The following is a 24,868-nucleotide window of genomic DNA, read 5'->3' on the forward strand; positions in this document are numbered from 1 at the left end:
TTTAACTCTATTATTTTTCAGTCACGTATGCCCACTTAAAGCTAAATTCTGGACTGATATTATGTTTTACTACACCTTTTACATTTGGTTGTAAAACATAAGAATCTCCACGTTGATATAAAGGTACAATCGCTACATCTTCTTCAAGTAATGTTTTTTCAGCTTTTCCTAACTCTTCCCAACGTTTCTTTGCATCGCTCATTAATTCCGTTCCAGCTTTTTTCACCATGCCGTCATATTTAGGGTCAGAGAAGCTCATTTGGTTATGAGAATGTCCAGTCTCAAACATATCTAAGAACGTCATTGGATCTGCATAATCTGGATTCCAACCACCGTATGAAATATCATATTGTTGCTCAGATTCTAATTTTAGTTTTTGCTTAAATGGTTGAAGTTTAATGTTAACTGTTACACCTTTTAAGTTCTTCTCAATTTGGTCCTTAATATATTCTCCAACTTTTTTCGCATTACCAGTATCATAGTTTAAGAATTCAATTGTAACTTGGTCTTTACCTAGCTCTTTTTTCGCTTCTTCCCAAGCTGCAGCAGCTTTTTTAGCATTTGGTTTTAAACCATTTTTAAACGTTTCTTGGAAGTCTTTACCGTCTGGTCCAGTTGCTAAACCTTTTGGTACTAAGAAGTCAGCTTCTTTTGATCCATCATTTAAAATTACGTTTGCTAAATTCTTTTTATCAACTGATAGTGCAATTGCTTCACGTAACTTTTTACTCTTTAATGGTGTATCTTGTCCATCACGTTTTTGGTTCATACGAATGAAATACGTACTCACTTGTGAATATGTTCCGAATTCATCTTTCTTATTTCTGTATTTATCTACGAACTCTCCAGTTAATAAAGCAAAGTCAACTTGACCGCTATCATATAAATTGATAAGAGTTGCTGGTTCTTTAACAACACTGAAGTTAACTTCTTCAAGTTTTACAGTCTTTTTATCCCAATATTGATCATTTTTCTTTAATTGCCATCCTTGTTCATGCTTCCAATCTTTAAGAACGAACGGTCCATTATAAACTGTTGTATCAGACTCTATACCGAACTTCTCCCCTTTTTCTTTTACGAATTTTTCATTTAATGGGTAGTACGATGGGAATGCTACTAAGTTTAAGAAGTACGGTACCGCTTGCTCTAATTCAACTTCAAGCGTAAGATCATCTACCGCTTTCACTCCTAATTCAGCTACAGGTTTTTCACCTTTATTAACCACTTCTGCATTTTTAATTGGGAATGCGATAAATGCATACTCAGCAGCTGTTTTTGGATCTAATAGACGTTGCCAAGCATATACGAAATCTTTCGCCGTTACTGGATCTCCATTTGACCATTTTGCATCTTTACGTAGTTTAAATGTATATTTTTTACCATCTTCACTTTTCGTGCTAGATTCTGCTGCAGCTGGAATAGGCTTATTATCTTTATCCAGACGATATAATCCTTCCATCGTATTCCCTAGCATTTGTGAAGATACTGTATCTGTTGATTTAGAAGAATCCATCGTTGGAATCTCTTGGTTTACTGTTCGATTCAACACTTGTTTTGCCGCTAATTTTCCCTCTGACTTGCTATCTCCACTTGAGTTTGTGCTTGTCTTTTTATCTCCACCTGATGTAGAACATGCTGTTAGTGCCATGCTCATTGCTAAAACCGGTACTACAACTGCTGTTAGTTTTTTCATTTTTTTCTTTTTCATTTTCTGTACCCTCCCTAATTCTAAACGATACCTATTTAAGAATTTTCTGATAATTCTGTTTTTCTTTATATACTTATCAGACGATTCTTACTACTTCTTATTCTACTAATTTTTTAAAATTTGTAAAGTATTATTATTGAAAATTTTTAAAAAATTATTTTCTTACAGTAATATTCATAAAAATTCCATATAGTTTTTTAACATCGTTTTTTATCGTTACATATACACTAATTTAATAGTGTTAATTATGTTTTCTAATAAATAGACTGTAGATTATCGTTAATAAATAATGTATATTTTAGAAATCTTTTTCTTACAAAAACAAAAAAAGCAGATATAAAATCTGCTTTAATTTTCCTCAATTTGTTTCGCACTTAATCCAAGATGTGTTCTGAGTGTATTACTCAAATTTTGCAAGTCTTTTTTATTAGGATTATAATAATATACACGCTGTCCATTTGGGCCATTTGGTAAATATAAATCATCACCATTTAGCTGAATCTTCTCAACTGAACAATCTAAACCATATTTATAAAAAGATAAAATATCATCCACTGCTAAATTTGTTTTAAAATCACCATCGACGGCCTCAACCATTTTCTCCAGTTTTGTAATAGACCCTACACTTTTTAATTTACTTAAAATCGCCTCAATAACAAGTTGTTGGCGCTGTCCCCTCATTGCATCACTATCAATATGACGAGTTCTCGCCAAAGCAAGTGCTTCTTCTCCCGTTAATTTTTGAACCCCTTTTTTCAAGTGAATCGTATCAGGTTCATCTTTACTATTTTGTTCAGTAAATTCAACCGGGACATCTACCTCAACACCATCGAGCCCATCAACAATTTTAATAAATGAACCAAAATTAAATTTCACAAAATAATCTACCGGCACTTGCAGTAACTTTTCTACTGCCTCAACAGAAGCTTGTGGCCCTCCATCTTTTCCGTTTTTAACGAAACCACTTCCATATGCATGTGTTATTTTATCTTTTTTCTTTTCGATTGGAACATATGTATATGTATCTCGTGGTATACTGGTTAACTTCACTGTCTTATCTTCTTTATTAAACGTAGCTAATAATAATGCATCCGTATGAAATGCACCATTATACCCCTTTTGCCGTTCTTGATTTTCATCAATTCCCATAATTAACATTGAAACGTTGTTTGTAATTGGCTTTACAGCTCTCTCACGTAAATTTGATTTTTCACCACGCGATAAGTTCAAATTAGATTTTTGTACGAGATTAGAAGTTTTCATATATACATAAGCACCATAACCAACTCCGCCAAATAGTAATACTCCTAACAATACACTTATTATCGTTGTCTTTTTATATTTTCGTTTATTTTTATTTTCTCTTGAAGGAGAGGTATTCTCCATATAGTTCCCTCCGTTTTCTATTCATCTAATATGTTTTTCAATTTTTCATAATTAGTGCTATCCTTTTGAAATACATTCTCTTTCAATCCTTTGTTTATTTGTATCCATTCAGTCGTAATCGAATATTGAATCATACCTTCATGGAAACTAAGGAACTTCAACATAATCCCCGTATTTTTATCTACAACCATTTCAAATTTCCCTCTCAAATCTTCAGATGTACTTACAGGCATTTCTATGTTTATTACCCCTTCTATTTTGTAGCAATCGAGTCCAAGATACTTCGTTTCTTTATAACTCCAATCTTTATATCGAATTAATAGATCAGCAAATTCTGATTGAATACTGTACTTAGCGAATCCCACATATTCGTCATCATACCGTTTCTTCTCACCTGATTTTCTCAACAACCTTTCCGTAGGGCTTAATTTTAATAGTTCATTATTTCTTGCTTTTGGGCTCCATCTCGTCTCTTTATACGTATTATTCTTATCATTAAACTCTTTTTTTCCGTCCTCGCTATAAATAATCGTGCTTTTTTTCGATAGTTTGTCTTCTTTAGATGAAATACCACTTTGTTTCTCCGTATCAATCGCATATTTATATGTTGTAGCAATTCTTGTAGAGCTAGAATATTCTTCGAATTGCCCTGAAACATTTTGGAAATGATCAATTGAATCAAGCATCTTTTGATGAATCTTTTCCTTATCTGGATAATTGACGTTCGACTTTATTTCTTCTTCATTCTCATAATCAGAAAACGCATTCTTCTTTACGTAATTAAACATCCCTCCATTTTGTGCAAAGCTCTGTATAGAAAACTCAGACATAGATACAATTGACAGTGTTAGAACAGCGGCACTAATAAACATCATATGTACTCTATAACTCTTTCTTTTTACAGGAAGATTACGAAGTGTATCATTAATTTTTTCGTTTAGTGCCTGTGGCAATACGGTATTATCTTTTTCTATTCTCTTTTTTAATTTTTCATCAAATGATTTTTCTTTATCCATTTTAACCACCTCCTACTCCATCTTTAATCGCTCTTCTAATTGTTCCCTTGCACGTGACAATCTTGATTTAACCGTTCCTTTTGGAATTTCTAAAAGCGTTGCAATACTTTCTTGATTCATATCTTCATAATAATAAAGTACAGTTACAGCTCTTAGTTCTTCCGTTAAAGACTGAATAGCATTACAAAGGTCAATATCTTCATATCGATCGAACGCCACCATATTACTATCATGATCCTCAATTACAATTACTTTTTTATAAGAGCGAATTATATTGTTACACTCATTTATTAAAATTCTAATGAGCCAAGTTTGAAAAAACTCTTCCTTTTTCAGTTTTTTTATATTTTCATAAGCTTTTAAGATTGTTGCCTGCATCGCATCCTCTATATTCGTCTCATCACGTAACATCGCCTTCGCAATGCGATACATTTTTACTTTTTCTGTATGTATAAGTGTCATAAAAGCCTCATGATTACCCTTTTTTGCTAAAGAAACATCCGTTTCTTCTTTTACAATCATCTTATATAAAGGAATTACTTTCACAATTGGTCCTCCTGTTTCAGCCTCACTTCAAATTTAACTTTACACGTATTAGACGGGGGAGCCTATAAAAAGGTTCATTTTTTTGAATATTTTTGTAAATTAAAAGATAAATATCCTTTTTAGGGTGCTACACAATAAACATATCGGTTCAAATTCACAAACAAAAAAGTCCACTTTCACAGTGGACTTTTTACTTTATAACGGTAAATCTCTCTTTCTAAACACAACTATTGCTAACAAGAAGATGCAAACTGCTCCAACGGTTAACCCTAAACTTACCGGCCATATATTATATGATCCCTCGGCAATTTCTTTCGGACGAAACAGCGTGAATAATGATAGACTTCTCATCCATTCTAACTTATCACTTAATTTCCCTACCATATCTAATACGAAAAATAAGATTGTTAAACTTGCTGAATAACTAAGTGCCTTCCTTTCATCATTACATATACAAGAAAAGAAAAATGAATAGGCACTAACTACTAAAAATATGAGTCCTCCGACTATATTTATCTTCAAAAATAATTCTTTATTTAAGTTATTGTCTTTTAAAAACCATTCTGCACCTACTATACCCGCTACATACGTAACAAATACAATGATTAGTAGCCCCAATATGAGAACGGCAGCTTGTGTAATTGCAATTTGCACCCTTGATACAGGTGTTGCTAATAAATATGCCATCGCCCCTTTATCTACATGACGAGCAATTAAATGCGTTGCAACCGTGACACAAAAAATTGTTAAAATGATAATAAACAATAGACTATAATATTCACCAGCTAAAAAATCCATTACATTTTGAATCGGACTTTCCATTCCAACGATTTTTTTTACACTATCAGGCATGGCACTTATTAATTCATTTAACCCTTTCGCTGAAACCATCGATGGGAATATCCAAATTAATAACCATAAATAAAGAGCTGCACCAGTAGCATAACTCAAAATATTTTTTTGAGTTTCTTTCAAACTAGCTAAAAATAGTTGTTTATTCATGCTTTACCCCTTCTTTCTTCTCGTAATAATGCATAAATAAATGTTCTAAATCCGTCGCTCTCGTTTGAAGTGCCGTTACATTATAGTTTGAAAGTATTTGTAAAACAGTTTGATAGTTTCCTTGCACAATAATTGACGCCTCTCTACCTTTCACTCCTTCAAATTGCAAATCACATTGTTTAAGAGACTCGATTTCTTCTTGAGATGATACAGTTACATCTATCACCTGTCTTCTCATGCCTTGTAAATCATGAATGTTTTCAACTGTTACAAGGCGACCATCTTTAATAATAGCCACTCTGTCACAAGTTCTCTCAATTTCAGTGAAAATATGCGACGACATAAGAATCGTTTTTCCTCTTTGCTTTTCCTCTAATATTAAATCTATAAACACTTGTTGCATAAGTGGATCGAGTCCTGATGTTGGTTCATCTAAAATTAGTACTTCTGGATCATGCATAAATGCAGCAACAATCCCTACTTTTTGTTTCATTCCTTTAGACATTTTTCGAATTGGTGTTTTCACATCGAATTGCAGACGCTCTATCAAGTCATCACGTCTCTTCGTTTCCTTTAGCCCACGCATTCCTTGCATCAAATTTAAAAACTCTAATCCATTCATTCCTTCAATAAAAGAAATTTCTCCTGGTAAATAGCCAACTTCTCTTTGAATTTTCGCAGCATCTTCCCAACAATCTAATCCGAAAATTGTCGCTTTACCAGCCGTCGGTTTTATAAATCCCATTAAATTACGAATTGTTGTTGATTTCCCAGCACCATTTGGTCCTAAGTAGCCAAAAACTTCCCCTTCTTTCACTTCAAATGTAATATCAAACAAGCCTTTCCCATTTGAAAACTGTTTTGTGACATTTTGAACTGAAATCATAAGCCCACCTCATTTTTTGAAATATTTAATGTATGATATTTCAAAATTATTGTACTCCTCATCTTTCATATTCGCAACAACTTTTTGAAATATTTATATGTCCATATTTCAAAAATATTGTTTTCAATTATTTTTTCTTGTATATTTTAAATGAGGTGATTGTATTGAACGGCTTTGAAAAAGTGAAAGAAAAGAAAAAACGTGCCATTAAAGAGGCAGCCTTCGTATTATTTTCAGAACGTGGATTTAATGAAGTGAAAATAGAACATATTGCAAAAAAAGCAAACGTTTCTCAAGTTACAATTTATAATCATTTCGGAAGTAAAGATGCGTTATTTAGGGAACTTATACAAGAATTTATAATATCTGAATTTCAATATTATAAAGATCTTGCAGAAGAAAAATTACCTTTTCATGATATGATGCAAAAAATGATTGTAAAAAAAATGAATACGGGCGGATTATTTCAGCCTGATATGCTACTACAAATGATGCAAAGAGACGAAGAGCTCCGAGAATTTATTTATAGTTATCAAAACGAAAAAATCCTGCCTTGGTATTTAGAAATATTAGAACAAGCACAGCGCAAAAATGAAATTAATCCTCATCTTTCAAAAGAAATGATGTTACTGTACATTCAAATGTTCACTAAATTAGGTGATGATTTCGGGGCACAGCTTCTTGAAGGAGATCGAGAAAAACATATACAAGATATAGTTACAATGTTCTTTTACGGACTTTCTGTTCCGCAAAAATAAAAAAAGACACAGAATCGTGTCTTTTTTATTTTACCGAAATAACTCTACCAGTTTCACTACTTTCAATTGCCAATTGAATAAGTCTAATAACTTCCAAGCCTTCTTCTGCTGTTACAGGTGGTTTCTCACCATTTACAATACTATCTCTTACACCTTTATAATACATGTCATAACAGCCGACTTCTGTCGGAATACGCTCTAACTTTTCTTCCGTTTCTAAAATAGCAAAATTCTCTTCAGAGTCTGCTCCATAACCATTATCCCCTGGCTTCATTCCAGTTTTTAATTGTTCTTCCTGTGAATCCATACCATACTTCACGATAGAACCCTTATCGCCATGCAGTGTAAAATGTGGTCCAGCTTGTTTCACATAACTGCTACTATGTAAAATGACACGTTTTACATAGTAGTGAAGTACGACATGGAAATAATCATCAATTTCTGCACCTGGTCGTTGTTTTATTACATCTGCATTTATCGCATCTGGTTTCCCGAATAATGATAACGCTTGATCCATTAAATGCGATCCTAAATCATATAAAATTCCTGAACCTGGTAAATTCTTTTCTCTCCAGCGATCACGTACATGTGGACGGAAACGATCGAAATGCGCTTCATATGCGTATACATTCCCTATTCTATTTTCTTGTAATAGTTTCTTTATCGTTAAGAAATCATTATCAAAACGACGGTTGTGATACACACTTAAAACGACATTATGTTGCTTCGCTAATGAAATAAGTTCTTCTCCCTCTTCAATTGAAACAACGAATGGTTTCTCCACAACAACATGCTTACCGTGTACAATCGCTTCTTTTACATATGGAAAATGAGTTGTATTCGGTGAAGTAATGACCACTAAGTCAATATCAGCTCGGTTTACTAATTCATCAATTGTACCAACAACTTCAGCATTTGGTAATGCTTGTTTCACTACTTCTTCTTTTGATGATAAAATAGCACGGATATCGTATTCTTCTATCGTTTGTAATAACGGGATGTGAAATGTTGTACTAGAAAATCCAAATCCTACAATCCCTACACCTATTTTTTTCATGTTGCCCCTCCATTTGTGAGAACGATTTCATTTCATTATTATAACAAGATTATTTTTATATACATAACGTTTTGCTCATACATACCTTTTCATAACTAAAAACCTTGCTAGTTATACACTAGCAAGGTTTTTTTCACATTTACTCTGTTCGTTTTTTTGTCCACGTTTCAATTACTTCACCAGTATCATTAACATCTAGTACTAAACTACCATTACTATACCGGTCTTTATTTCGAAACGCTTTCGGATCAATTTCTTCTACAATGTGTTTCCCTGTCTTCATGTAAACTAATTCATCATCTCGAACAATTTCAATACCGACAATACGGTACGGATTACGTTTTAACTCTTTAAAAATTACAAGGCCGCGCTTCGCCCTCGTTGATTTCTCAATTTCTGATGCCTTTATACGTTTCACAGCACCGCGCTGCGTAACGAGAATAAGTTGATCTTTTTCACCATTTAACGGTTTACCAGAAGCAACATAGTCATCTTCTTTTAAATTAATTGCTTTCACACCAGCTGCTCTTACACCAACTGGACTTACTTCTTCTTCATTGAATACAAGTGCATATGCACCATGTGTTGCAAGAACAATATCACTTGTCCCATCTGTCGCAAATATATCAACAACTTCATCATCTTTTTTCAAGTTTACAGCAACGAACGCCCGTGAATAACGCTGTACTTTATATTGGTTTAATTCTGTTTTCTTAATCATACCGTTTCGTGTAACAAATACGATAAATCGTTTTTCTTCTTCAAAATCCGGTACGACTGTTGCCCAAATTAACGATTCATCTCGCTCGAGTGAAACAAGATTCGCAACGTGTTGACCTAAATCTTTCCAACGAATTTCTGGCATTTCATACACAGGAAGATAAATATAATTTCCTTTGTTCGTAAATAAAAGAACGGTTTCTGTCGTGTTTGTATCGAAACGCTCAAGTAAGATGTCACCCTCTTTCATACCGAAGTATTTCCCGTTCGATGCATTATGCGAACGCCAACCTGTTCGTTTCACATAGCCTTCTTTCGTTACAGTAACGATGACATCTTCTTGCGGAATCATAACTTCCACATCGATTTTAATTTCTTCAATTTCCTCTTCAATTATCGCACGGCGATTATCACTATATGTTTTCTTTACTCTCTTCAAATCAGTTTTTATAACTTGAAAAAGTCTTTTTTCACTTTGTAGAATCGTCTGTAACTCTATAATTTTCTTACTAAGTTCCGCTGCTTCTTGCTCTAGCGCTGTAATATCTGTATTCGTTAAACGATATAATTGCAGTGAAACAATTGCTTCTGACTGCGCCTCTGTAAATCCAAATTTCGCACTTAAATTATCTTTCGCATTACGCTTATCTTTAGACCCACGAATCGTTTCAATCACTTCATCTAAAATTGATAATGCTTTCTTTAAACCTTCTACAATATGCTGACGATTTTCTGCTTTTCTTAATTCATATTGCGAGCGTCTTGTAACAACTTCTTTCTGATGCCCAATATATGCATCCAAAATCTTAGGTAATGTCATAAGTGTCGGACGACGATTATTTATCGCTACCATATTAAAGTTGTATGGAATTTGCAAATCTGTATTTTTATATAAATAATTTAAAATACCTTCAGCATTCGCTTCTTTTTTTAATTCTACAACGATACGAAGACCTGTACGATCTGTCTCATCACGTACTTCAGCAATTCCATCTAGCTTTTTATCTATACGTAATTCATCCATTTTCTTAACAAGATTCGCTTTATTTACTTCATACGGAATTTCTGTAATAACGATTTGTTGCTTCCCGCCACGAATCGTTTCAACCTCTGCTTTTCCGCGAATAATAATTTTACCTTTACCTGTTTCATACGCTTTTTTAATGCCATCTATCCCTTGTATAATACCACCTGTAGGGAAATCTGGTCCTTTAATAACTGTTAATAAATCATCAACAGTACTATTCGGATTATCAATTCGCATCATCGTCGCATCAATTACTTCTCCAAGATGATGCGGTGGAATTTCTGTTGCATAACCAGCGGAAATCCCTGTAGATCCGTTCACTAATAAGTTCGGGAACATTGCTGGTAATACAACAGGTTCTTCACTCGTATCATCAAAGTTTGACACGAATTCTACTGTTTCTTTATCAAGATCACGTAATAACTCAGATGCGATTGGTGATAACCGTGCTTCCGTATAACGCATTGCTGCTGCTGGATCCCCATCAACACTACCGTTATTTCCGTGCATTTCAACTAGAACATTACGTACTTTCCAAGTTTGACTTAAGCGTACCATCGCCTCATATACAGAGGAATCACCATGTGGATGATAATTACCGATAACATTACCTACTGTTTTAGCTGATTTACGAAACGCTTTATCATGTACATTTCCTTCTACATACATGGAATATAAAATACGTCTTTGTACTGGTTTTAAACCGTCACGCGCATCTGGAAGCGCGCGGTCTTGAATAATATATTTACTATAACGCGCAAAGCGGTCACCTAACACGTCTTCAAGCGGGAGGTCATGAAACTTCTCTGCCTGCATGTTATTCCACCTCCGTCTCCATAATCATTTCATTTTCTAAAATATTTCCTTCTTCTTGCATACCAAATTGTACATTACGCTCAATCCATTTACGGCGAGGTTCTACTTTATCACCCATCAATGTCGTAACTCGGCGCTCCGCTCTTGATGCATCGTCAATTTTCACACGAATTAACGTACGTGTTTCAGGGTTCATCGTTGTTTCCCATAATTGATCGGCATTCATTTCGCCAAGTCCTTTATAGCGCTGCAACATATAGCCTTTACCGACCTTTTTCGTTACACCACCTAATTCTTCATCAGACCATGCATATTCAATTACTTCACTTTTCCCTTTTCCTTTACTTACTTTATATAAAGGTGGAAGTGCGATAAATACTTTACCAGCTTCAATAAGTGGTTTCATATAACGGTAGAAGAACGTCAGTAGTAACACTTGAATATGTGCTCCATCCGTATCTGCATCGGTCATAATAACAACTTTATCGTAGTTAATATCTTCAACAGCGAACTCATTCCCTACGCCGCCGCCAATTGCGTAAATAATCGTATTGATCTCTTCGTTCTTAAAAATATCAGCAAGCTTTGCTTTTTCCGTGTTAATTACTTTACCACGTAATGGTAGCACCGCTTGGAAACGACGATCTCGCCCTTGCTTTGCTGAACCACCAGCCGAGTCACCCTCTACTAAATACAATTCGTTTTTCTGAGGATTACGTGATTGTGCAGGTGTTAACTTCCCGCTTAAAGTACCTTCTGATTTTTTCTTCTTCTTACCAGTACGCGCTTCTTCTCTCGCTTTACGAGCAGCCTCACGTGCTTGTGCTGCTTTAATTGCCTTTCTCACAAGAAGTGTAGCTACATCCGGGTTTTCTTCCAAAAAGTAAGCTAAATGCTCAGATACAATTGCATCAATTGAAGAACGAGCTTCACTTGTACCTAGTTTCCCTTTCGTTTGCCCTTCAAACTGGAGTACGTCTTCTGGTACACGTACAGAAACAATCGAAGCTAATCCTTCACGAATATCTGTACCCTCTAAATTTTTGTCTTTTTCTTTTAATAAAGAAACTTTACGAGCATACTCATTGAACACACGTGTCATTGCTGTTTTAAATCCAGCTTCGTGTGTTCCACCGTCTTTTGTACGTACGTTGTTTACAAACGAAAGAATGTTTTCTGAGTAGCCATCATTAAACTGAAATGCTAACTCTGCTTCAATTCCATTTTGCTCACCAGAGAAATATACAACTGGATGAATCGAATCTTTCTCTTCGTTTAAGTATGAAACGAAAGCCTCAATTCCTGTTTCATAATGAAATACATCTTCTAAATCATTACGCTCGTCTTTTATCGAGATTTTCATTCCTTTTAATAAGAATGCAGATTCACGTAATCTCTCACATAATGTTTCATAGTTGTAATTCGTTGTGCTGAAAATAGTTGTATCTGGTTTAAAGTGCATCGTTGTACCAGACTCTTTCGTTTTCCCGATTTTCTCTAACGTCGTTGCAGGAATACCACCATTTTCAAAGCGTTGTTCATAAATGCTACCATCACGCTTAATCGTTACTACTAGCCATTCTGACAAGGCGTTTACAACTGATGCCCCAACACCGTGTAAACCACCACTCGTTTTATAGCCTCCTTGGCCAAACTTACCACCAGCATGAAGTACAGTTAAAATAACTTCAGGTGTCGGTTTTCCAAGCTTGTGCATTCCCGTAGGCATTCCTCGCCCTTTATCAATAACGCTAATACTATTATCTTTATGTATTACGACAGAAATTTCGTCGCCAAATCCCGCTAATGCTTCATCAACGGAGTTATCTACTATTTCATATACTAAATGATGCAATCCACGGCTATCCGTACTCCCGATATACATACCCGGGCGTTTTCGAACGGCTTCAAGTCCTTCTAACACTTGAATTGCATCTTCATTGTATTGGAACTGATGCTTCGCCAAACTCCTTGCCCCTTTCCTAATTAAATCAGAACATATGTTTCTATTATAGAATAACGCCTCGACTATAGTTTTGGCAAGTTATCTTATCTCTTTTATATACCATTTTCAATAGAAAAATCCTTGTTTTTTTTCACAAGGATTCCTCTAGGCTACTATTTCAGAAAAATAATCGTTTGTCAACGAGAAATGGATATGTATTCCAACATTATACATTCCAAACCTTTATCATGATCCAAATGATCAATATCCAAAACGGGATAACAAGTAACAATCCCCAAAAACAGCCTTTAAAAAATCTCATGATGAACACCTCGTTCATCCGCCCTACTTATGTAAAAAGCGAGGGCTGACTCAATCTTTCTATCTTTAAAGTCTATACTATTTTGTCATTACATGCTCTACTTTAATACAACGATCCATTATTACTGTATAGCCTTTTTCTTGTAAAAGTTTATATGTATCTTCATCTTGTACTCCTAATTGTGCCCAGAAAACATCTGCATCAATCTCTACAAACTCTTTCGCAACATCCTTTAAAAATTCTGAGCGACGAAATACATTTACAATATCAACATGTTCTTTAATATCCGTCAGTGAAGAAACCGCCTTTTCTCCGAGTACTTCATCTACTGTTGGATTTACTGGAATAATGCGGTACCCAGCATCTTGCATTGCTTTTGAAACCATATACGATGTGCGTTCTGGCTTATCTGATAATCCAACAACTGCAATCGTTTTACTTTTCTTCAATACTTCACCAATTTCCGTACGAGTTGGGTTTTCAATTGTCATAATTAATCCCTCCTATACCTTTATTATATCCGATAAAGAAAGTCTCTTTCAACATGAAAGAGACTTTCTTTATTCCGATTGATGTACGCTAATAAGCAGAAGGAAGAGAACTCTCCACTGATTAAAGTTTACATTTATTGATTTTTTGTAGCTGAATTATCTGCTAATGTAGCTGTTTTCGTCATTTTTTGACCGTTGCGGTAGAATGTAACTTCTACGTTCTCGCCTACTTTTTTCTTTTCATATAAGTATTTACGGAATTGAAGTGAATTTTCTACTTTTTGATCATCTAATGCTACTACAAGATCATATTGCTCTAAGCCAGCTTTTTCTGCCGGTGACACAGGATAAATTTTAGCTAATACAACGCCATTTGTTACTTCTTTTGGTACTTTTAATTGGTTTAATGCATAAGCTTGCACATCTTCTAATGAAACTACACCTACACCAAGAGCTGGGCGTTTCACTACTCCGTCTTTTTCAAGCGATTCAATAACTGGTTTTGCAACATTAACTGGAATTGCAAAACCAATCCCCTCAACTTCTTGCTGCGCAATTTTACTTGAGTTAATTCCAATTAATTCACCGTTTTGGTTAAATAATGCACCGCCACTATTACCAGGGTTAATCGCTGCATCTGTTTGAATAACTTGTGCTTGCCAGTCTGGACGTTTGTCCCCATCAATATCTACTGGAATTTCACGTTCTTTACTACTGATAATGCCTTCTGTTACGCTGCCATCAAATCCAAGTGGGTTACCGATTGCAATTGCTTTTTCACCAGCACGAAGTTTACTGGAATCACCTAAAGTTGCAACTTTATTAACAGTAGATCCATCAATCTCTACAACTGCTAAGTCTAACCAAGGGTCCTTACCAACTAATTTTGCATCAACTTGCTTTCCATCGCTCAGTTTAACAGCAAGTTTATTTGCACCGTCTACTACGTGGTTATTTGTTACAATATATGCTTTATTTCCTGACTTTTTATAAATAACACCTGATCCTGTACCAGCTGTTTGCTCTTGTTCTGCCTGTTGCATCGCAAACGGATCAATAGTCTTCTGCATATTAATTACACCAACTACAACATCCTTTGCGCCTTCAATCATACCTGGCAAATCTGTTTCGCCCTTCACTTTATTAACAACAGGAGCTACAGTACCTTCCACTTGTTGATTAGAGTTGAATGACGAAACTGCTGCCCCATTATTTTGCATCCATGGCATGTATGGTGCTGCAAAACTAATCGAAACCGCCCCGACTACAGCTCCAACTAAACCTGTGAAAAAATATCCTTTTTTACTACCTGATTTTTTCATTTCTCTCGTTTCACTATGCTCTTCATTTAAATTCGGTCCGTCGTAATATCCCATGTTTTATTTCCCCTCTCTGGTGAATTCGTACTTTCAGTATAGTCACAGTTTGTGTCCTTCTTGTGAACTCATCGTGAAATCCAATTAAAAAAATACTCCTATCTATCATTGTAGACAAGAAAAGTATTTTTTGTACATTCCACCTACAAAGGAGAGTGTAAATTTGCTATATCCCAAAGCCGAGATGCATAGTAACTTAAAGGTTATTCTTCAAATTTGTAACCTACTCGAATAACAGTGCCGATATGCTTCGCCTTATCTCCTAGCTTATTTCGCAGTTTTTTAATATGTGTATCAACCGTTCGGTCATCGCCGTAGTAATCATATCCCCATAACTGATCTAATAAATGTTGGCGTGACAACACAATTCCTTTGTTCTCCATTAAATAAACGAGAAGCTCAAACTCCTTATGTGTCAATATAATTTCTTCTCCATCTACTAAAACTGTTCTAGATAGTCGATTCACTTCTATTCCAGCTAAAGACATAGTATTCTCTTCTGATACTCCTACCGCTCCATCCGCACGTTTCAATAACGTCTTTGCACGAGCTACTAATACTTTCGGACTAAAAGGTTTTGTGACATACTCATCTGCACCTAGTTCAAAGCCTAGTAATGTATCATCCTCATCAGAACGTGCTGTCAGCATAATAATTGGTACCGCTGACTCTTTTCTAATTCGTCTACAAACAGACCAACCATCTATTTCTGGTAACATAATATCTAACATAATTAAATCAATTGTATGTTCAGCAAATAATTCTAGCGCTTTTTTTCCATCTTCCGCTTCGATTACTTCAAAGCCTTCATTACGAAAATAATCACTAACAATCTCACGTAATCTTCTTTCATCTTCAACAAGTAATACTGTTTTATTCATATAACCTATCCCGCCTTTTTACTCTTTCAATCGAATAATACGTTGATTGGAGCTTCCGCGAAATGGAAGTGTTAAATCTTTTTTATCAAGTTCAAATCTTCCATCGACCAAAACATCCCCATAATGTAACAATTCTATCATATCATTATTTTGAGCACTCTGTATCTCTTCTAACGTGTAACCTGTATAAATCCATAGATTTTTTTTCAAATCCTTCACTGCTTTTGCTACTTTTTTCACTTCAGCAGCTTGAAAAAATGGATCTCCACCTGAAAATGTTACATCGGTTAATGAATTTTTTTCAATCTCTTTCACAATTTCTTCTACCGTCATTTCAGTTCCATTGCAAACATTCCATGATTTCGAATTATGGCAACCGATACAACGATGCGGACAGCCCGCAAAAAACACGACTGTCCGCAACCCCTCTCCATCTACTACACTATCATGAATGATATTCATAACTTTCATTTATGCTTCACCCGATCCATCTCTTCACTACGTTTCGCGCTATTCCACTTTGACATATCTCCTACAAGATATCCTGTTATGCGGCGAATTCTTTCTATTTCATTCTCATCTTCATTTCCGCAGCTCGGACATTCATTCCCGATAATGCCATGATAACTACAGCACTTACAACGATCGACAGGATGGTTAATTGAACCGTAGCCTACGCCGTACTGCGCCATCGCTTGTACAATTTGCTTTAACGCCTTTTGATTATGCACAGCTGCACCATCTAGTTCAATATACGTAATATGTCCGCCATTACAAAGAGCGTGGAACGGTCCTTCTAATCGAATTTTATCTATCGCTTGAATATTGTAATACACCGGTACATGGAACGAATTTGTATAATAATTATGATTTGTCACACCGCTAATTTCACCAAATTCTTCTCTATCTTTCTTCACAAACTTTCCTGATAACCCTTCTGCTGGCGTTGCAATTACAGAGAAATTGAGTTGATGTTCTTCCGTCGCCTTATCCATTCTCTCTCTCATAAAGGAAATAATTTCATATCCAAGCTTCCACGATTCTTCATTTTCTCCATGGTGCTTTCCAGTTAACGCTACTAAACATTCTGCAAGACCGATAAAACCAAGACTTAACGTCCCTTGTTTTAAAATGGGTGCCACAGCATCTTCAGGTTGTAACGTTTCTCCACCGCGCCATACACCTTGTGAATATAAGAACTGAAAATCTCTTGCTCTCTTTGTACATTGATAAGCAAATCTCTCTAATAATTGCTTAACGCCCAAATCTAAGTAATAACTTAGCGCTTCAAAAAACGCTTCTGTTGAACCACTAATTAGCGCTAATTTCACTAAATTAATAGAAGTAAACGATAAATTCCCTCTTCCAATTGCTGTTTCTTCCCCATGTATATTAGACATAACACGAGTACGACACCCCATATAACATACTTCACTTTCAGGTCGCCCATCATAGTACACTGCATTAAACGGAGCATCTAAAAACGAAAAGTTAGGGAATAATCGCTCAGCTGTCGTTTCTAACGCTAATTCAAATAAATCATAGTTCGGATCACACTCTTCAAAGTTCAAGCCTTTTTTCATTTTGAAAATTTGAATAGGAAAAATCGGTGTTTCCCCTTTACCCAGTCCAGCTTGCGTCGCTTTTAAAAGTTGCTTAATTAAAAGTCTTCCCTCTTGCGATGTGTCTGTTCCGTAGTTAATAGAAATAAATGGTACTTGTCCCCCGCCCCTACTATGCATACTATTTGAATTATGAACGAAAGCCTCACACGCCTGATACGTATCATTTTCTGTTTCTTTCCATGCAAATTCCTCTATTTGTTCTTTCGTAAGCGGATATGACTGTAATCGTTTTTTATGTCTCTCTACTGTTTTTCTCACATATGGAGCTAAATCAATATCAAAGAGCGCAAACGATTGACCACCGTGCTGCATATTTTGATTCGCCTGAAAAACAATTGAAGAAAGCGCCAACGCACTTTTAATGTCTTGCGGTTGTCTCATATGTCCATGTCCAGTATGAAAACCGTGAGCAAGCATTTGCGCTAACGGAATTTGTGAACAAGTCGTCGTTCCTGTTGCATAAAAATCTAAATCATGTGGATATAATATATTTTGATCTATCGCTTTTTTCACTTGATCTGATAATAATTTTTCTACTGCATAATACTTTGCGCTCTCAGATGCGAACGTTCCCATTACTCCCATTGGAGATCGGCCATCTACATTTGCATTTTCCTGCATTAAATCTTGTTCATTACCGTGGATAATTGTCTCAAATACTTTCATTAATTCTTCTCCACGTACATTTTGTTTCAACATTCATAACCCTCCATCAACATGTTGTTGTCTTTTGATTAAAATCATACAACATATAGTTCTAGTGTTTTTGTGAAAAATGTAACATTCCTGTGAAAGTTTTTTTAAAAATTAATGACTTTTTCATTTATAAAAAAGAAATGTGCTCTTTACAAATGTATGGTACAATAAACGGGAAAAACTCTTTTTACCCTTTATCAACACATTTGTATAAAGGAGACTGAACTCATGGTTATTACATATCTTTTATTTATCGTTGCCTATCTACTCGGTTCGATTCCATTTGCATTAGTCGTTGGAAAAATCGGTTATGGAATCGACATTCGTGAGCATGGAAGCGGTAATCTAGGCGGAACTAATACATTCCGTACATTAGGGAAAAAAGCAGGTTTTATCGTAACAATTGCTGACATTTTAAAAGGTACATTAGCAACAGTTCTACCGATTATTTTCGGGTCAGATATTCACCCACTATGGTTTGGATTAGCCGCTGTTCTTGGACATGTCTATCCGATCTTCGCAAAATTCCGCGGGGGGAAAGCAGTTGCAACTTCTGCCGGGGTATTATTATGCTATTCACCAGTTGTTTTTGCAATATTAGCTGTTGTCTTTTTCAGCCTTTTATTTACAACAAGATACGTATCACTTTCTTCTATGGTAACAGCTGTCGTTGCTGTTATTGCATCCATTGTTAGCGGGGATAAAATCTTCATTATTGCGATGTGTTTATTAGCAGGTATGGTTATTTATAAACACCGTGCAAATATCGGACGAATTATAAATAAAACTGAACCAAAAGCAAACTTTTCAAAAAAGCAAAAATAAGATCGTAACCCACATAACGCAAAAAGAAAACGTGAAGCATATTAATAGCGTCTTTTTGCGTTATTTTTTATACTAAAGAAAAAGCAACATAATTTGGAGGAACTATACATGAATCTTTCCGTAACAAAAGAAGCAGCACAATGGTATAAAAACGAATTACACTTACAATCAGGTGAAACACTACGCTTTTTCGTACAATACGGTGGTTGCAGTACTGTGCAAAAAGGACTTTCTTTAGGTATTCGTAAAGATGACCCTGCGCACCCTGCTGTTCAAATTCAAGAAGAAGGTATTAACTTCTTTATTGAAGGCGATGATGAGTGGTTCTTCGATGGACATAATTTATTAGTTACACTTAACGACGGTGATGATTTCCCTCAATTTAATTATGAAAAATAAAAAAACGTGGCTTCTGCCACGCTTTTTTTATTTCTTTTTAATTTCCTCATATTTCGCATACCACTCAGGATATAATTTTTTAAATGATACAGGGCGGAACCCTTCTTTTTTCGCACAAATATTCGTTGTACTTGCAGTAATACAAAGCTCGCCATCACCGTTATAAATTTCATAACCATATACAACACGAAGCGGGCTCACAGTATCAATCCACGTTTTCACAATTGCTTTTTCTCCGTAACGCATCGCTTTACGATATGAAATTTGCAAGTCTAATACAGGAGAGATAATTCCCTCTTTCTCCATTTCAACATACGAAAATCCTAATTCTTGTATAAGTTTCGTGCGCCCAAGTTCTAGCCACACTAAATAGTTTGAATGGTAAACAACACCCATCTGGTCTGTTTCCGCATAGCGGATTTCAACTTCATGTTCTGCTACAAACATTTCTATTCGCCTTCTTTCACTTCTGCTGCCTTGCATACATTTAATCATAATACAGCGGAATCAAAAATAAAATAAAAACAGTGAATCTTTTATCGAAAGGGGCAAGCACATGATTCAAATTGTAACTGTTCGTAGCGGTGATAGTGTATATAGTTTAGCTTCAAAATATGGATCTACACCTGAAGAGATCGTAAAAGATAATGGACTAAATCCAGCCGAAACACTCGTTGTTGGTCAGGCACTTATCGTTAATACAAAAGGCAATAACTATTATGTACAGCCTGGTGACAGCCTTTATCGAATTTCTCAAACATATAATGTTCCTCTCGCCAGTTTAGCTAAAGTCAATAACCTATCATTAAAATCTATTCTCCATGTCGGACAACAATTATATGTACCAAAAGGAACAAAACGAGCAGCAGAATCGATTGCTTATTTACAACCTTCAACAATACCGATAAAAGAAAGTTTAGTAAATGCTACACGTGCTATTAATCCATTTTTAACATATTTAGCCTACTTCAGCTTTGAAGCAAAACGAGACGGCACTTTAAAAGAACCCACCGAAACAGCTAAAATCGCTAATATTGCAACGCAAGGTAAAACCATCCCTATGCTCGTTATTACAAATATCGAAAATGGAAATTTCAGTGCCGATTTGGCATCTGTTTTTTTACGTGACGCAACGATTCAAAACAAATTTATTACGAACATTTTGCAAACAGCTGAAAAATACGGTATGCGAGACATTCACTTTGATTTCGAGAATGTAGCACCTGAAGATCGCGAAGCATATAATCGTTTTTTACGAAATGTAAAAACACGCTTACCTAGCGGGTACACATTAAGTACAACGCTTGTACCGAAAACAAGTTCCAATCAAAAAGGGAAATTTTTTGAAGCTCATGATTATAAAGCACAAGGACAAATTGTTGATTTCGTCGTCATTATGACATACGACTGGGGTTGGCAAGGCGGGCCACCGATGGCGATTTCTCCTATTGGTCCTGTGAAAGAAGTACTTCAATATGCAAAATCTCAAATGCCACCACAAAAAATTATGATGGGGCAAAATTTATACGGTTTCGATTGGAAACTGCCATTCAAACAAGGAAATCCACCTGCAAAAGCAATTAGCTCTGTTGCAGCTGTTGCACTAGCTCGTAAATACAATGTTCCTATCCGCTATGATTTCACGGCTCAAGCTCCACATTTTAATTACTTTGACGAAAACGGCGTCCAACATGAAGTTTGGTTTGAAGATTCACGGTCCGTGCAAAGTAAATTTAATTTAATGAAAGAGCAAGGAATAGGCGGTATTAGTTATTGGAAAATCGGTTTACCGTTCCCGCAAAATTGGCGTTTACTCGTTGAAAACTTTACAATCACGAAAAAGGGCTGACTTTTGTCAGCCCTTTTTGTACATTCTGTTAAGACTCATCTTTGATTTCACTTTTTAATGAATCAATACTTTCTAAACGTCTTTCATTTTTCGCTTCAATGGCAGCACGATCTTTTCCATTAGAAAGTTCCGCTGTTTCTTTTGCTTCATTAAAATTATCAATTGTATTTTGCACCATCTCTTGTAATTTTTCAGCATTGTCACTTCGATTGTCTGGATTCGGCATTTACTTCCCTCCTAATTATAAATACATACCATCTTAAATTACCTATATCCCTTCAAATCTATACATAAAAAAGGAGAATGCAACATTCTCCTTTTCTTTAACCGTTATCTACAATCGGTTGTTTACCAGTTTGATCTTGCATTTGCTTCCCTTTATTTCCACCAGCTTTTTTCGATTGTGTTCCAATTTGATTTGGTGCAAAGTCTTTTGAATTCTTTTTTGGATTACCCATTACTATCGCCTCCTTAACACTAGTATCGTACTAGTGTTAAGAATTATTCAGCCTGTTTAAAAAGTTGCATTTCATAACGTTTTTCAATACGTTTTTCAATTCGATCGATTGCATCACGATCGCTTAATAATTGTTGTTTATTTTCATTTACAAGCTCTTCAAACGATCTACGGCGACTTCTTCTCATGCTGCTCACCCTTTCTTCTACGTTTTCTTATTACATAGTATGAGCAAATGAAAAACTCTTTAATCAGATTTGCAAGAAAATTTCATGTTTTGATAAAAAATCCCATGCGCATATGTTGCACATGGGATTTTTTACACCATCATATTTAAATATTTTGTAATTTCTTCATCCGCATTTACTTTATTTGCTCTATATTCATCCAGCGCTCGGAATACAGAATCGTATTGTTCTACAATGTAGCTCTCTAACTTCAAAATATCCTCTACACTGTCAATCATAATTCTCGTGTTGCCAATCTCACTTTTCAATGCTGCCTCGTATGTTAAGCTCGTACAAATTTCTCTTACATCGTCTTCCATTTTTTCTGTTAACACATATTTCTTTCGCCCTTTGACCTTTAACCTTATAATTGGGTAAAAAGCTTTTATATCTAAATAACTCCCCACATTCATACAGCGAATCCATTCAATATTACGTTTATTTCGTACAAGCATTTCTTTTACCGCTTCAAATACCGCTGTTTCATCAAGTACTTCCTTATTCGCTTTTCTTTTTCCTTCTTCTTCAACCGCTGCACATTTTTGATAAACAGCTGCACATGTAATACAATCGTCAAATGCATTATGAGAACTTAAACGAATTCCAAGCATTCGTTTTAACGTTTCAAGTTTATGATTAGGCGCATGCTTCATATATTTTTTCGCTAAAAACACAGTATCGATAACTTTATTTTTCGGCTCAGGTAGTCCAAGCATATTTACATTACTCTTTAAAAAACGCATGTCAAAAGAAGCATTGTGTGCCACTATAACATTTGCGTCTAAAAACGCTAAAAATAACGGTAATACTTCTTCAATTGTCGGTGCGTCTGAAACACGATAATTTGTAATACCTGTTAAACTCGTTATCCGGCTCGGAATTGGACGCTCTGGATTCACATACGAAACAAACTGATCTACTAGTTCATGATTGTGATATTTCACTGCTGCTACTTGAATAATTTTATCATTATAAGGGTTAAATCCTGTTGTTTCAAAATCAATTACAACATAATCTAACGGTAAGGATACATTCCCCACTCCATACACTCCTTCATCTATTAACGATTATATTTCTTTTACCCCGATTGGTGCAGGCTAATAATCAGCGGGGGATGAACACCTCCCCCACTGATTAAAGTTTCACTTTATCATATCACGAAGTTATCACTACTTGAAAAAGAAAAGGCAGAAATGGCCACTTCCCATCTCTGCCTTCTCACTTATTATTTTAATTTCTCAATCCGTTTTTCCATCTCTTTTTGTGTCATTGGTCCAATAAACTTATCTTGAATGACCCCTTTTGTGTCTATAAAATAAGAGGTTGGGATCGTAATTACTTTATACGCTGTTGTCACATCAATGTTCTTGTCCAATAAAATAGGAAAAGTAATTCCTTTTTCCGCAGCAAAGTTCCTTACCTTATCTTCTCCCCCTCCTTTTTCTGAAGGAGTATAGTTTATAGCTAAAATTTCTACGTTTTCTTTATGTTCTTTATAAAAGGCCTCCATATCAGGCATTTCTTGCTGACAAGGCCCACACCACGTTGCCCAAAAGTTTAAAATAACTTTCTTCCCTTTTAAATCAGATAACTTTATATTCGTTCCATCTATCTTTGGTAATTCAAAATCTGGTGCGCTCTTTCCAATTTCAATACCGTTCCTTGCGAAAATCTCTTTCATAGCAGCTTCACTTTTGGCAGGCTTTTCTTGTACTACTTGATCCTCTTTACCAAACTGTTCATAAGCTGCATATCCCGCTAAACAAAGTAACACTACAATAATGGTAAGCTTCCGCCACATATTATATCACCCTTACGTGTTTATCTTCTTATTACATAATTAACTACATACTATATACCTTATTTTAGCTTATACGGACAAGCTTGGAAATATTCACATTCGAAATAGTTAGAATATTTTAAGTTAGTATGAAATTTTTACCTTTTTATCATATAATTAGAAATACATACAAAATCTTCGAGGTGATATGTATTTTACAATTACTTATCAACCCTTTTACTTTTGTTTTTTTCACTTTACCATTACTATGTATTTTTTTTAGCACCTTACTATACAAATTCAAATGGGCTGCTATTATTATTTCTTTTGCTATTCCACTTATATTTTTCATTATCGTCTCTGAATTTGATATACACATAGCTTTACAAAACTTAGACGCTTGGATTGTTTATAGTGCTGTTTATTCTGTACTTTCCTACATAATAGCAGCGCTAATACGAAGAAAACTACACATGTAAAACCTTCAAAAAGGGGGGCTATTTTTATGAATTTATTTGAAAAAATACTATTATATATTCTTAGTTTTATATTTTCCCCAATCGGGATTATCGCTTGGATCATCTCGCTCTTCAGTAAAGATCCTGAGAAAAAGCAAGTTGGACGCATTTGTCTCTATATCGCTTTAATCTCATTTATCCTTTTAGCCGGCCTCGGTATTGTTAGTTTTTTCACGATGACTATCACCACCACTACTATACAATAGTTACAGAAAGGATGATTATTTTGGGAGAACACCCTATTAGTAAAGAACTTCGCTATATACGAATATGTTTAGTTGTTTTAGTAATCGTTCTTTTATTTTTCAACGGTGAGAGAGTCGTTGAAATTTCTACAAATCACGATTCCATAGAAAATGTTTCCACCAGTAATATGACACAGATTGCTGAAAATACATGTGCTATTCAAGAATATAATCCATCACTAAGTAGCGAACATACGGTCAAAATTTCCAAATATAACCCAGATACAAATCAACTTACTTTAGTCAAAGAATTTAGTACTAGCGATCCTGAATCTTATACGTATCAACTTAATAAGACTGAATAAAGATA

At 35.2% G+C, this 24,868-nt stretch carries 26 protein-coding genes; 6 read left to right on the top strand and 20 right to left on the bottom strand.

Annotated features, from left to right (window positions below):
• Positions 1-10: 10 nt before the first annotated feature.
• The 6 genes from CQZ94_RS09835 to CQZ94_RS09860 form a co-directional block, all read right to left on the bottom strand.
• Positions 11-1,708 carry a peptide ABC transporter substrate-binding protein gene (locus CQZ94_RS09835; RefSeq protein ID WP_002066447.1) on the bottom strand — a complete coding sequence of 566 codons (1,698 nt, stop codon included), beginning with the start codon at positions 1,706-1,708 and terminating at the stop codon, positions 11-13.
• A 348-nt stretch (positions 1,709-2,056) separates the two neighbouring features.
• Complete coding sequence (locus CQZ94_RS09840; protein ID WP_105585254.1) at positions 2,057-3,094, bottom strand: LCP family protein; 1,038 nt, start codon at positions 3,092-3,094, stop codon at positions 2,057-2,059.
• A gap of 17 nt (positions 3,095-3,111) precedes the next feature.
• Complete coding sequence (locus CQZ94_RS09845; RefSeq protein WP_105585255.1) at positions 3,112-4,110, bottom strand: anti-sigma factor; 999 nt, start codon at positions 4,108-4,110, stop codon at positions 3,112-3,114.
• Between the two features lie 12 nt (positions 4,111-4,122).
• Positions 4,123-4,656, bottom strand: a complete 534-nt coding sequence (locus tag CQZ94_RS09850; protein WP_000864747.1) for an RNA polymerase sigma factor — start codon at positions 4,654-4,656, stop codon at positions 4,123-4,125.
• A 195-nt stretch (positions 4,657-4,851) separates the two neighbouring features.
• Complete coding sequence (locus CQZ94_RS09855; RefSeq protein WP_105585256.1) at positions 4,852-5,658, bottom strand: ABC transporter permease subunit; 807 nt, start codon at positions 5,656-5,658, stop codon at positions 4,852-4,854.
• The gene (locus tag CQZ94_RS09860; protein ID WP_105585257.1) at positions 5,651-6,544 is read right to left on the bottom strand and encodes an ABC transporter ATP-binding protein; all 894 of its coding nucleotides are present in this window, start codon (positions 6,542-6,544) and stop codon (positions 5,651-5,653) included. The genes CQZ94_RS09855 and CQZ94_RS09860 overlap by 8 nt, the downstream gene beginning before the upstream one ends.
• Before the next feature lie 164 nt (positions 6,545-6,708).
• Here CQZ94_RS09860 and CQZ94_RS09865 point away from each other — a divergent pair, with 164 nt between their 5' ends.
• The gene (locus CQZ94_RS09865) at positions 6,709-7,302 is read left to right on the top strand and encodes a TetR/AcrR family transcriptional regulator (RefSeq protein WP_142395797.1); all 594 of its coding nucleotides are present in this window, start codon (positions 6,709-6,711) and stop codon (positions 7,300-7,302) included.
• Positions 7,303-7,327: 25 nt separating this feature from the next.
• Here CQZ94_RS09865 and CQZ94_RS09870 read toward each other — a convergent pair whose 3' ends face one another.
• The 8 genes from CQZ94_RS09870 to CQZ94_RS09910 all read right to left on the bottom strand — a co-directional run bounded on the left by CQZ94_RS09870 (position 7,328) and on the right by CQZ94_RS09910 (position 18,261).
• On the bottom strand, positions 7,328-8,359 hold the full coding sequence (locus CQZ94_RS09870; protein ID WP_105585259.1) for an oxidoreductase: 1,032 nt from the start codon (positions 8,357-8,359) through the stop codon (positions 7,328-7,330).
• Positions 8,360-8,498: 139 nt separating this feature from the next.
• A complete protein-coding gene (gene parC, locus CQZ94_RS09875; RefSeq protein WP_105585260.1) occupies positions 8,499-10,922 on the bottom strand; it encodes a DNA topoisomerase IV subunit A in 2,424 nt (807 codons plus the stop codon).
• Position 10,923: 1 nt separating this feature from the next.
• Positions 10,924-12,888: a DNA topoisomerase IV subunit B gene (gene parE, locus CQZ94_RS09880; protein WP_085312101.1), complete on the bottom strand. Its 1,965-nt coding sequence runs from the start codon at positions 12,886-12,888 to the stop codon at positions 10,924-10,926.
• Positions 12,889-13,266: 378 nt separating this feature from the next.
• Positions 13,267-13,680, bottom strand: a complete 414-nt coding sequence (locus tag CQZ94_RS09890; protein ID WP_002137699.1) for a CoA-binding protein — start codon at positions 13,678-13,680, stop codon at positions 13,267-13,269.
• Positions 13,681-13,814: 134 nt separating this feature from the next.
• The gene (locus CQZ94_RS09895) at positions 13,815-15,056 is read right to left on the bottom strand and encodes a S1C family serine protease (protein ID WP_105585261.1); all 1,242 of its coding nucleotides are present in this window, start codon (positions 15,054-15,056) and stop codon (positions 13,815-13,817) included.
• Between the two features lie 203 nt (positions 15,057-15,259).
• Positions 15,260-15,937 (bottom strand): response regulator transcription factor, encoded by a 678-nt coding sequence (locus tag CQZ94_RS09900; RefSeq protein WP_002087776.1) that lies wholly within the window; start codon positions 15,935-15,937, stop codon positions 15,260-15,262.
• An 18-nt stretch (positions 15,938-15,955) separates the two neighbouring features.
• On the bottom strand, positions 15,956-16,408 hold the full coding sequence (nrdG, locus tag CQZ94_RS09905) for an anaerobic ribonucleoside-triphosphate reductase activating protein (protein ID WP_105585262.1): 453 nt from the start codon (positions 16,406-16,408) through the stop codon (positions 15,956-15,958).
• A complete protein-coding gene (locus CQZ94_RS09910) occupies positions 16,405-18,261 on the bottom strand; it encodes an anaerobic ribonucleoside triphosphate reductase (RefSeq protein WP_105585263.1) in 1,857 nt (618 codons plus the stop codon). Before CQZ94_RS09910 ends, nrdG begins: the two co-directional genes overlap by 4 nt.
• Positions 18,262-18,486: 225 nt before the next feature.
• Between CQZ94_RS09910 and plsY the strand changes: the two genes are divergently transcribed.
• Both plsY and CQZ94_RS09920 read left to right on the top strand, forming a co-directional pair.
• A complete protein-coding gene (gene plsY, locus CQZ94_RS09915; RefSeq protein WP_105585264.1) occupies positions 18,487-19,083 on the top strand; it encodes a glycerol-3-phosphate 1-O-acyltransferase PlsY in 597 nt (198 codons plus the stop codon).
• Positions 19,084-19,191: 108 nt separating this feature from the next.
• Positions 19,192-19,482 (top strand): HesB/YadR/YfhF family protein, encoded by a 291-nt coding sequence (locus CQZ94_RS09920; RefSeq protein WP_105585265.1) that lies wholly within the window; start codon positions 19,192-19,194, stop codon positions 19,480-19,482.
• A gap of 27 nt (positions 19,483-19,509) precedes the next feature.
• Here the strand turns inward: CQZ94_RS09920 and CQZ94_RS09925 are convergent, their stop codons facing one another.
• Positions 19,510-19,929, bottom strand: a complete 420-nt coding sequence (locus CQZ94_RS09925) for an acyl-CoA thioesterase (protein WP_000495819.1) — start codon at positions 19,927-19,929, stop codon at positions 19,510-19,512.
• A 109-nt stretch (positions 19,930-20,038) separates the two neighbouring features.
• On the opposite strand from CQZ94_RS09925, the gene CQZ94_RS09930 reads away from it, so the two are divergent.
• A complete protein-coding gene (locus tag CQZ94_RS09930) occupies positions 20,039-21,331 on the top strand; it encodes a glycoside hydrolase family 18 protein (RefSeq protein ID WP_105585266.1) in 1,293 nt (430 codons plus the stop codon).
• Positions 21,332-21,359: 28 nt separating this feature from the next.
• On the opposite strand, the gene tlp is transcribed toward CQZ94_RS09930, so the two are convergent.
• The 5 genes from tlp to CQZ94_RS09955 form a co-directional block, all read right to left on the bottom strand.
• The gene (gene tlp / locus CQZ94_RS09935) at positions 21,360-21,557 is read right to left on the bottom strand and encodes a small acid-soluble spore protein Tlp (RefSeq protein ID WP_105585267.1); all 198 of its coding nucleotides are present in this window, start codon (positions 21,555-21,557) and stop codon (positions 21,360-21,362) included.
• Between the two features lie 97 nt (positions 21,558-21,654).
• Entirely contained in the window at positions 21,655-21,789 is a 135-nt protein-coding gene (gene sspN, locus CQZ94_RS09940) for an acid-soluble spore protein SspN (RefSeq protein ID WP_000527988.1), read from the bottom strand.
• A 43-nt stretch (positions 21,790-21,832) separates the two neighbouring features.
• Positions 21,833-21,976: an FbpB family small basic protein gene (locus CQZ94_RS09945; protein ID WP_105585268.1), complete on the bottom strand. Its 144-nt coding sequence runs from the start codon at positions 21,974-21,976 to the stop codon at positions 21,833-21,835.
• A gap of 131 nt (positions 21,977-22,107) precedes the next feature.
• Complete coding sequence (locus tag CQZ94_RS09950; protein WP_105585269.1) at positions 22,108-23,055, bottom strand: 3'-5' exonuclease; 948 nt, start codon at positions 23,053-23,055, stop codon at positions 22,108-22,110.
• A gap of 185 nt (positions 23,056-23,240) precedes the next feature.
• Positions 23,241-23,816, bottom strand: a complete 576-nt coding sequence (locus tag CQZ94_RS09955) for a TlpA family protein disulfide reductase (protein WP_105585270.1) — start codon at positions 23,814-23,816, stop codon at positions 23,241-23,243.
• A gap of 484 nt (positions 23,817-24,300) precedes the next feature.
• On the opposite strand from CQZ94_RS09955, the gene CQZ94_RS09965 reads away from it, so the two are divergent.
• On the top strand, positions 24,301-24,519 hold the full coding sequence (locus tag CQZ94_RS09965) for a hypothetical protein (RefSeq protein ID WP_105585272.1): 219 nt from the start codon (positions 24,301-24,303) through the stop codon (positions 24,517-24,519).
• A gap of 11 nt (positions 24,520-24,530) precedes the next feature.
• Positions 24,531-24,863, top strand: coding sequence for a YmzC family protein (locus CQZ94_RS09970; RefSeq protein ID WP_105585273.1), 333 nt, complete (start codon positions 24,531-24,533; stop codon positions 24,861-24,863).
• The last annotated feature ends 5 nt before the right edge of the window (positions 24,864-24,868 follow it).

It is taken from the genome of Bacillus sp. MYb209 (genome assembly GCF_002975175.1).
Classification (GTDB): Bacteria; Bacillota; Bacilli; order Bacillales; family Bacillaceae_G; genus Bacillus_A.

Bases quoted from the DNA above. Each gene is read 5' to 3' on its own strand.
- nrdG (WP_105585262.1), bottom strand. From the start codon at position 16,408: ATGAAAGTTATGAATATCATTCATGATAGTGTAGTAGATGGAGAGGGG.
- CQZ94_RS09835 (WP_002066447.1), bottom strand. From the start codon at position 1,708: ATGAAAAAGAAAAAAATGAAAAAACTAACAGCAGTTGTAGTACCGGTT.
- CQZ94_RS09910 (WP_105585263.1), bottom strand. From the start codon at position 18,261: ATGTTGAAACAAAATGTACGTGGAGAAGAATTAATGAAAGTATTTGAG.
- CQZ94_RS09945 (WP_105585268.1), bottom strand. From the start codon at position 21,976: ATGAGAAGAAGTCGCCGTAGATCGTTTGAAGAGCTTGTAAATGAAAAT.
- CQZ94_RS09965 (WP_105585272.1), top strand. From the start codon at position 24,301: ATGAATTTATTTGAAAAAATACTATTATATATTCTTAGTTTTATATTT.
- CQZ94_RS09900 (WP_002087776.1), bottom strand. From the start codon at position 15,937: ATGAATAAAACAGTATTACTTGTTGAAGATGAAAGAAGATTACGTGAG.
- parC (WP_105585260.1), bottom strand. From the start codon at position 10,922: ATGCAGGCAGAGAAGTTTCATGACCTCCCGCTTGAAGACGTGTTAGGT.
- CQZ94_RS09845 (WP_105585255.1), bottom strand. From the start codon at position 4,110: ATGGATAAAGAAAAATCATTTGATGAAAAATTAAAAAAGAGAATAGAA.
- tlp (WP_105585267.1), bottom strand. From the start codon at position 21,557: ATGCCGAATCCAGACAATCGAAGTGACAATGCTGAAAAATTACAAGAG.
- CQZ94_RS09855 (WP_105585256.1), bottom strand. From the start codon at position 5,658: ATGAATAAACAACTATTTTTAGCTAGTTTGAAAGAAACTCAAAAAAAT.
- CQZ94_RS09930 (WP_105585266.1), top strand. From the start codon at position 20,039: ATGATTCAAATTGTAACTGTTCGTAGCGGTGATAGTGTATATAGTTTA.
- plsY (WP_105585264.1), top strand. From the start codon at position 18,487: ATGGTTATTACATATCTTTTATTTATCGTTGCCTATCTACTCGGTTCG.
- sspN (WP_000527988.1), bottom strand. From the start codon at position 21,789: ATGGGTAATCCAAAAAAGAATTCAAAAGACTTTGCACCAAATCAAATT.
- CQZ94_RS09955 (WP_105585270.1), bottom strand. From the start codon at position 23,816: ATGTGGCGGAAGCTTACCATTATTGTAGTGTTACTTTGTTTAGCGGGA.
- CQZ94_RS09920 (WP_105585265.1), top strand. From the start codon at position 19,192: ATGAATCTTTCCGTAACAAAAGAAGCAGCACAATGGTATAAAAACGAA.
- CQZ94_RS09890 (WP_002137699.1), bottom strand. From the start codon at position 13,680: ATGACAATTGAAAACCCAACTCGTACGGAAATTGGTGAAGTATTGAAG.
- CQZ94_RS09925 (WP_000495819.1), bottom strand. From the start codon at position 19,929: ATGTTTGTAGCAGAACATGAAGTTGAAATCCGCTATGCGGAAACAGAC.
- CQZ94_RS09860 (WP_105585257.1), bottom strand. From the start codon at position 6,544: ATGATTTCAGTTCAAAATGTCACAAAACAGTTTTCAAATGGGAAAGGC.
- CQZ94_RS09970 (WP_105585273.1), top strand. From the start codon at position 24,531: ATGATTATTTTGGGAGAACACCCTATTAGTAAAGAACTTCGCTATATA.
- CQZ94_RS09840 (WP_105585254.1), bottom strand. From the start codon at position 3,094: ATGGAGAATACCTCTCCTTCAAGAGAAAATAAAAATAAACGAAAATAT.
- CQZ94_RS09895 (WP_105585261.1), bottom strand. From the start codon at position 15,056: ATGGGATATTACGACGGACCGAATTTAAATGAAGAGCATAGTGAAACG.
- CQZ94_RS09870 (WP_105585259.1), bottom strand. From the start codon at position 8,359: ATGAAAAAAATAGGTGTAGGGATTGTAGGATTTGGATTTTCTAGTACA.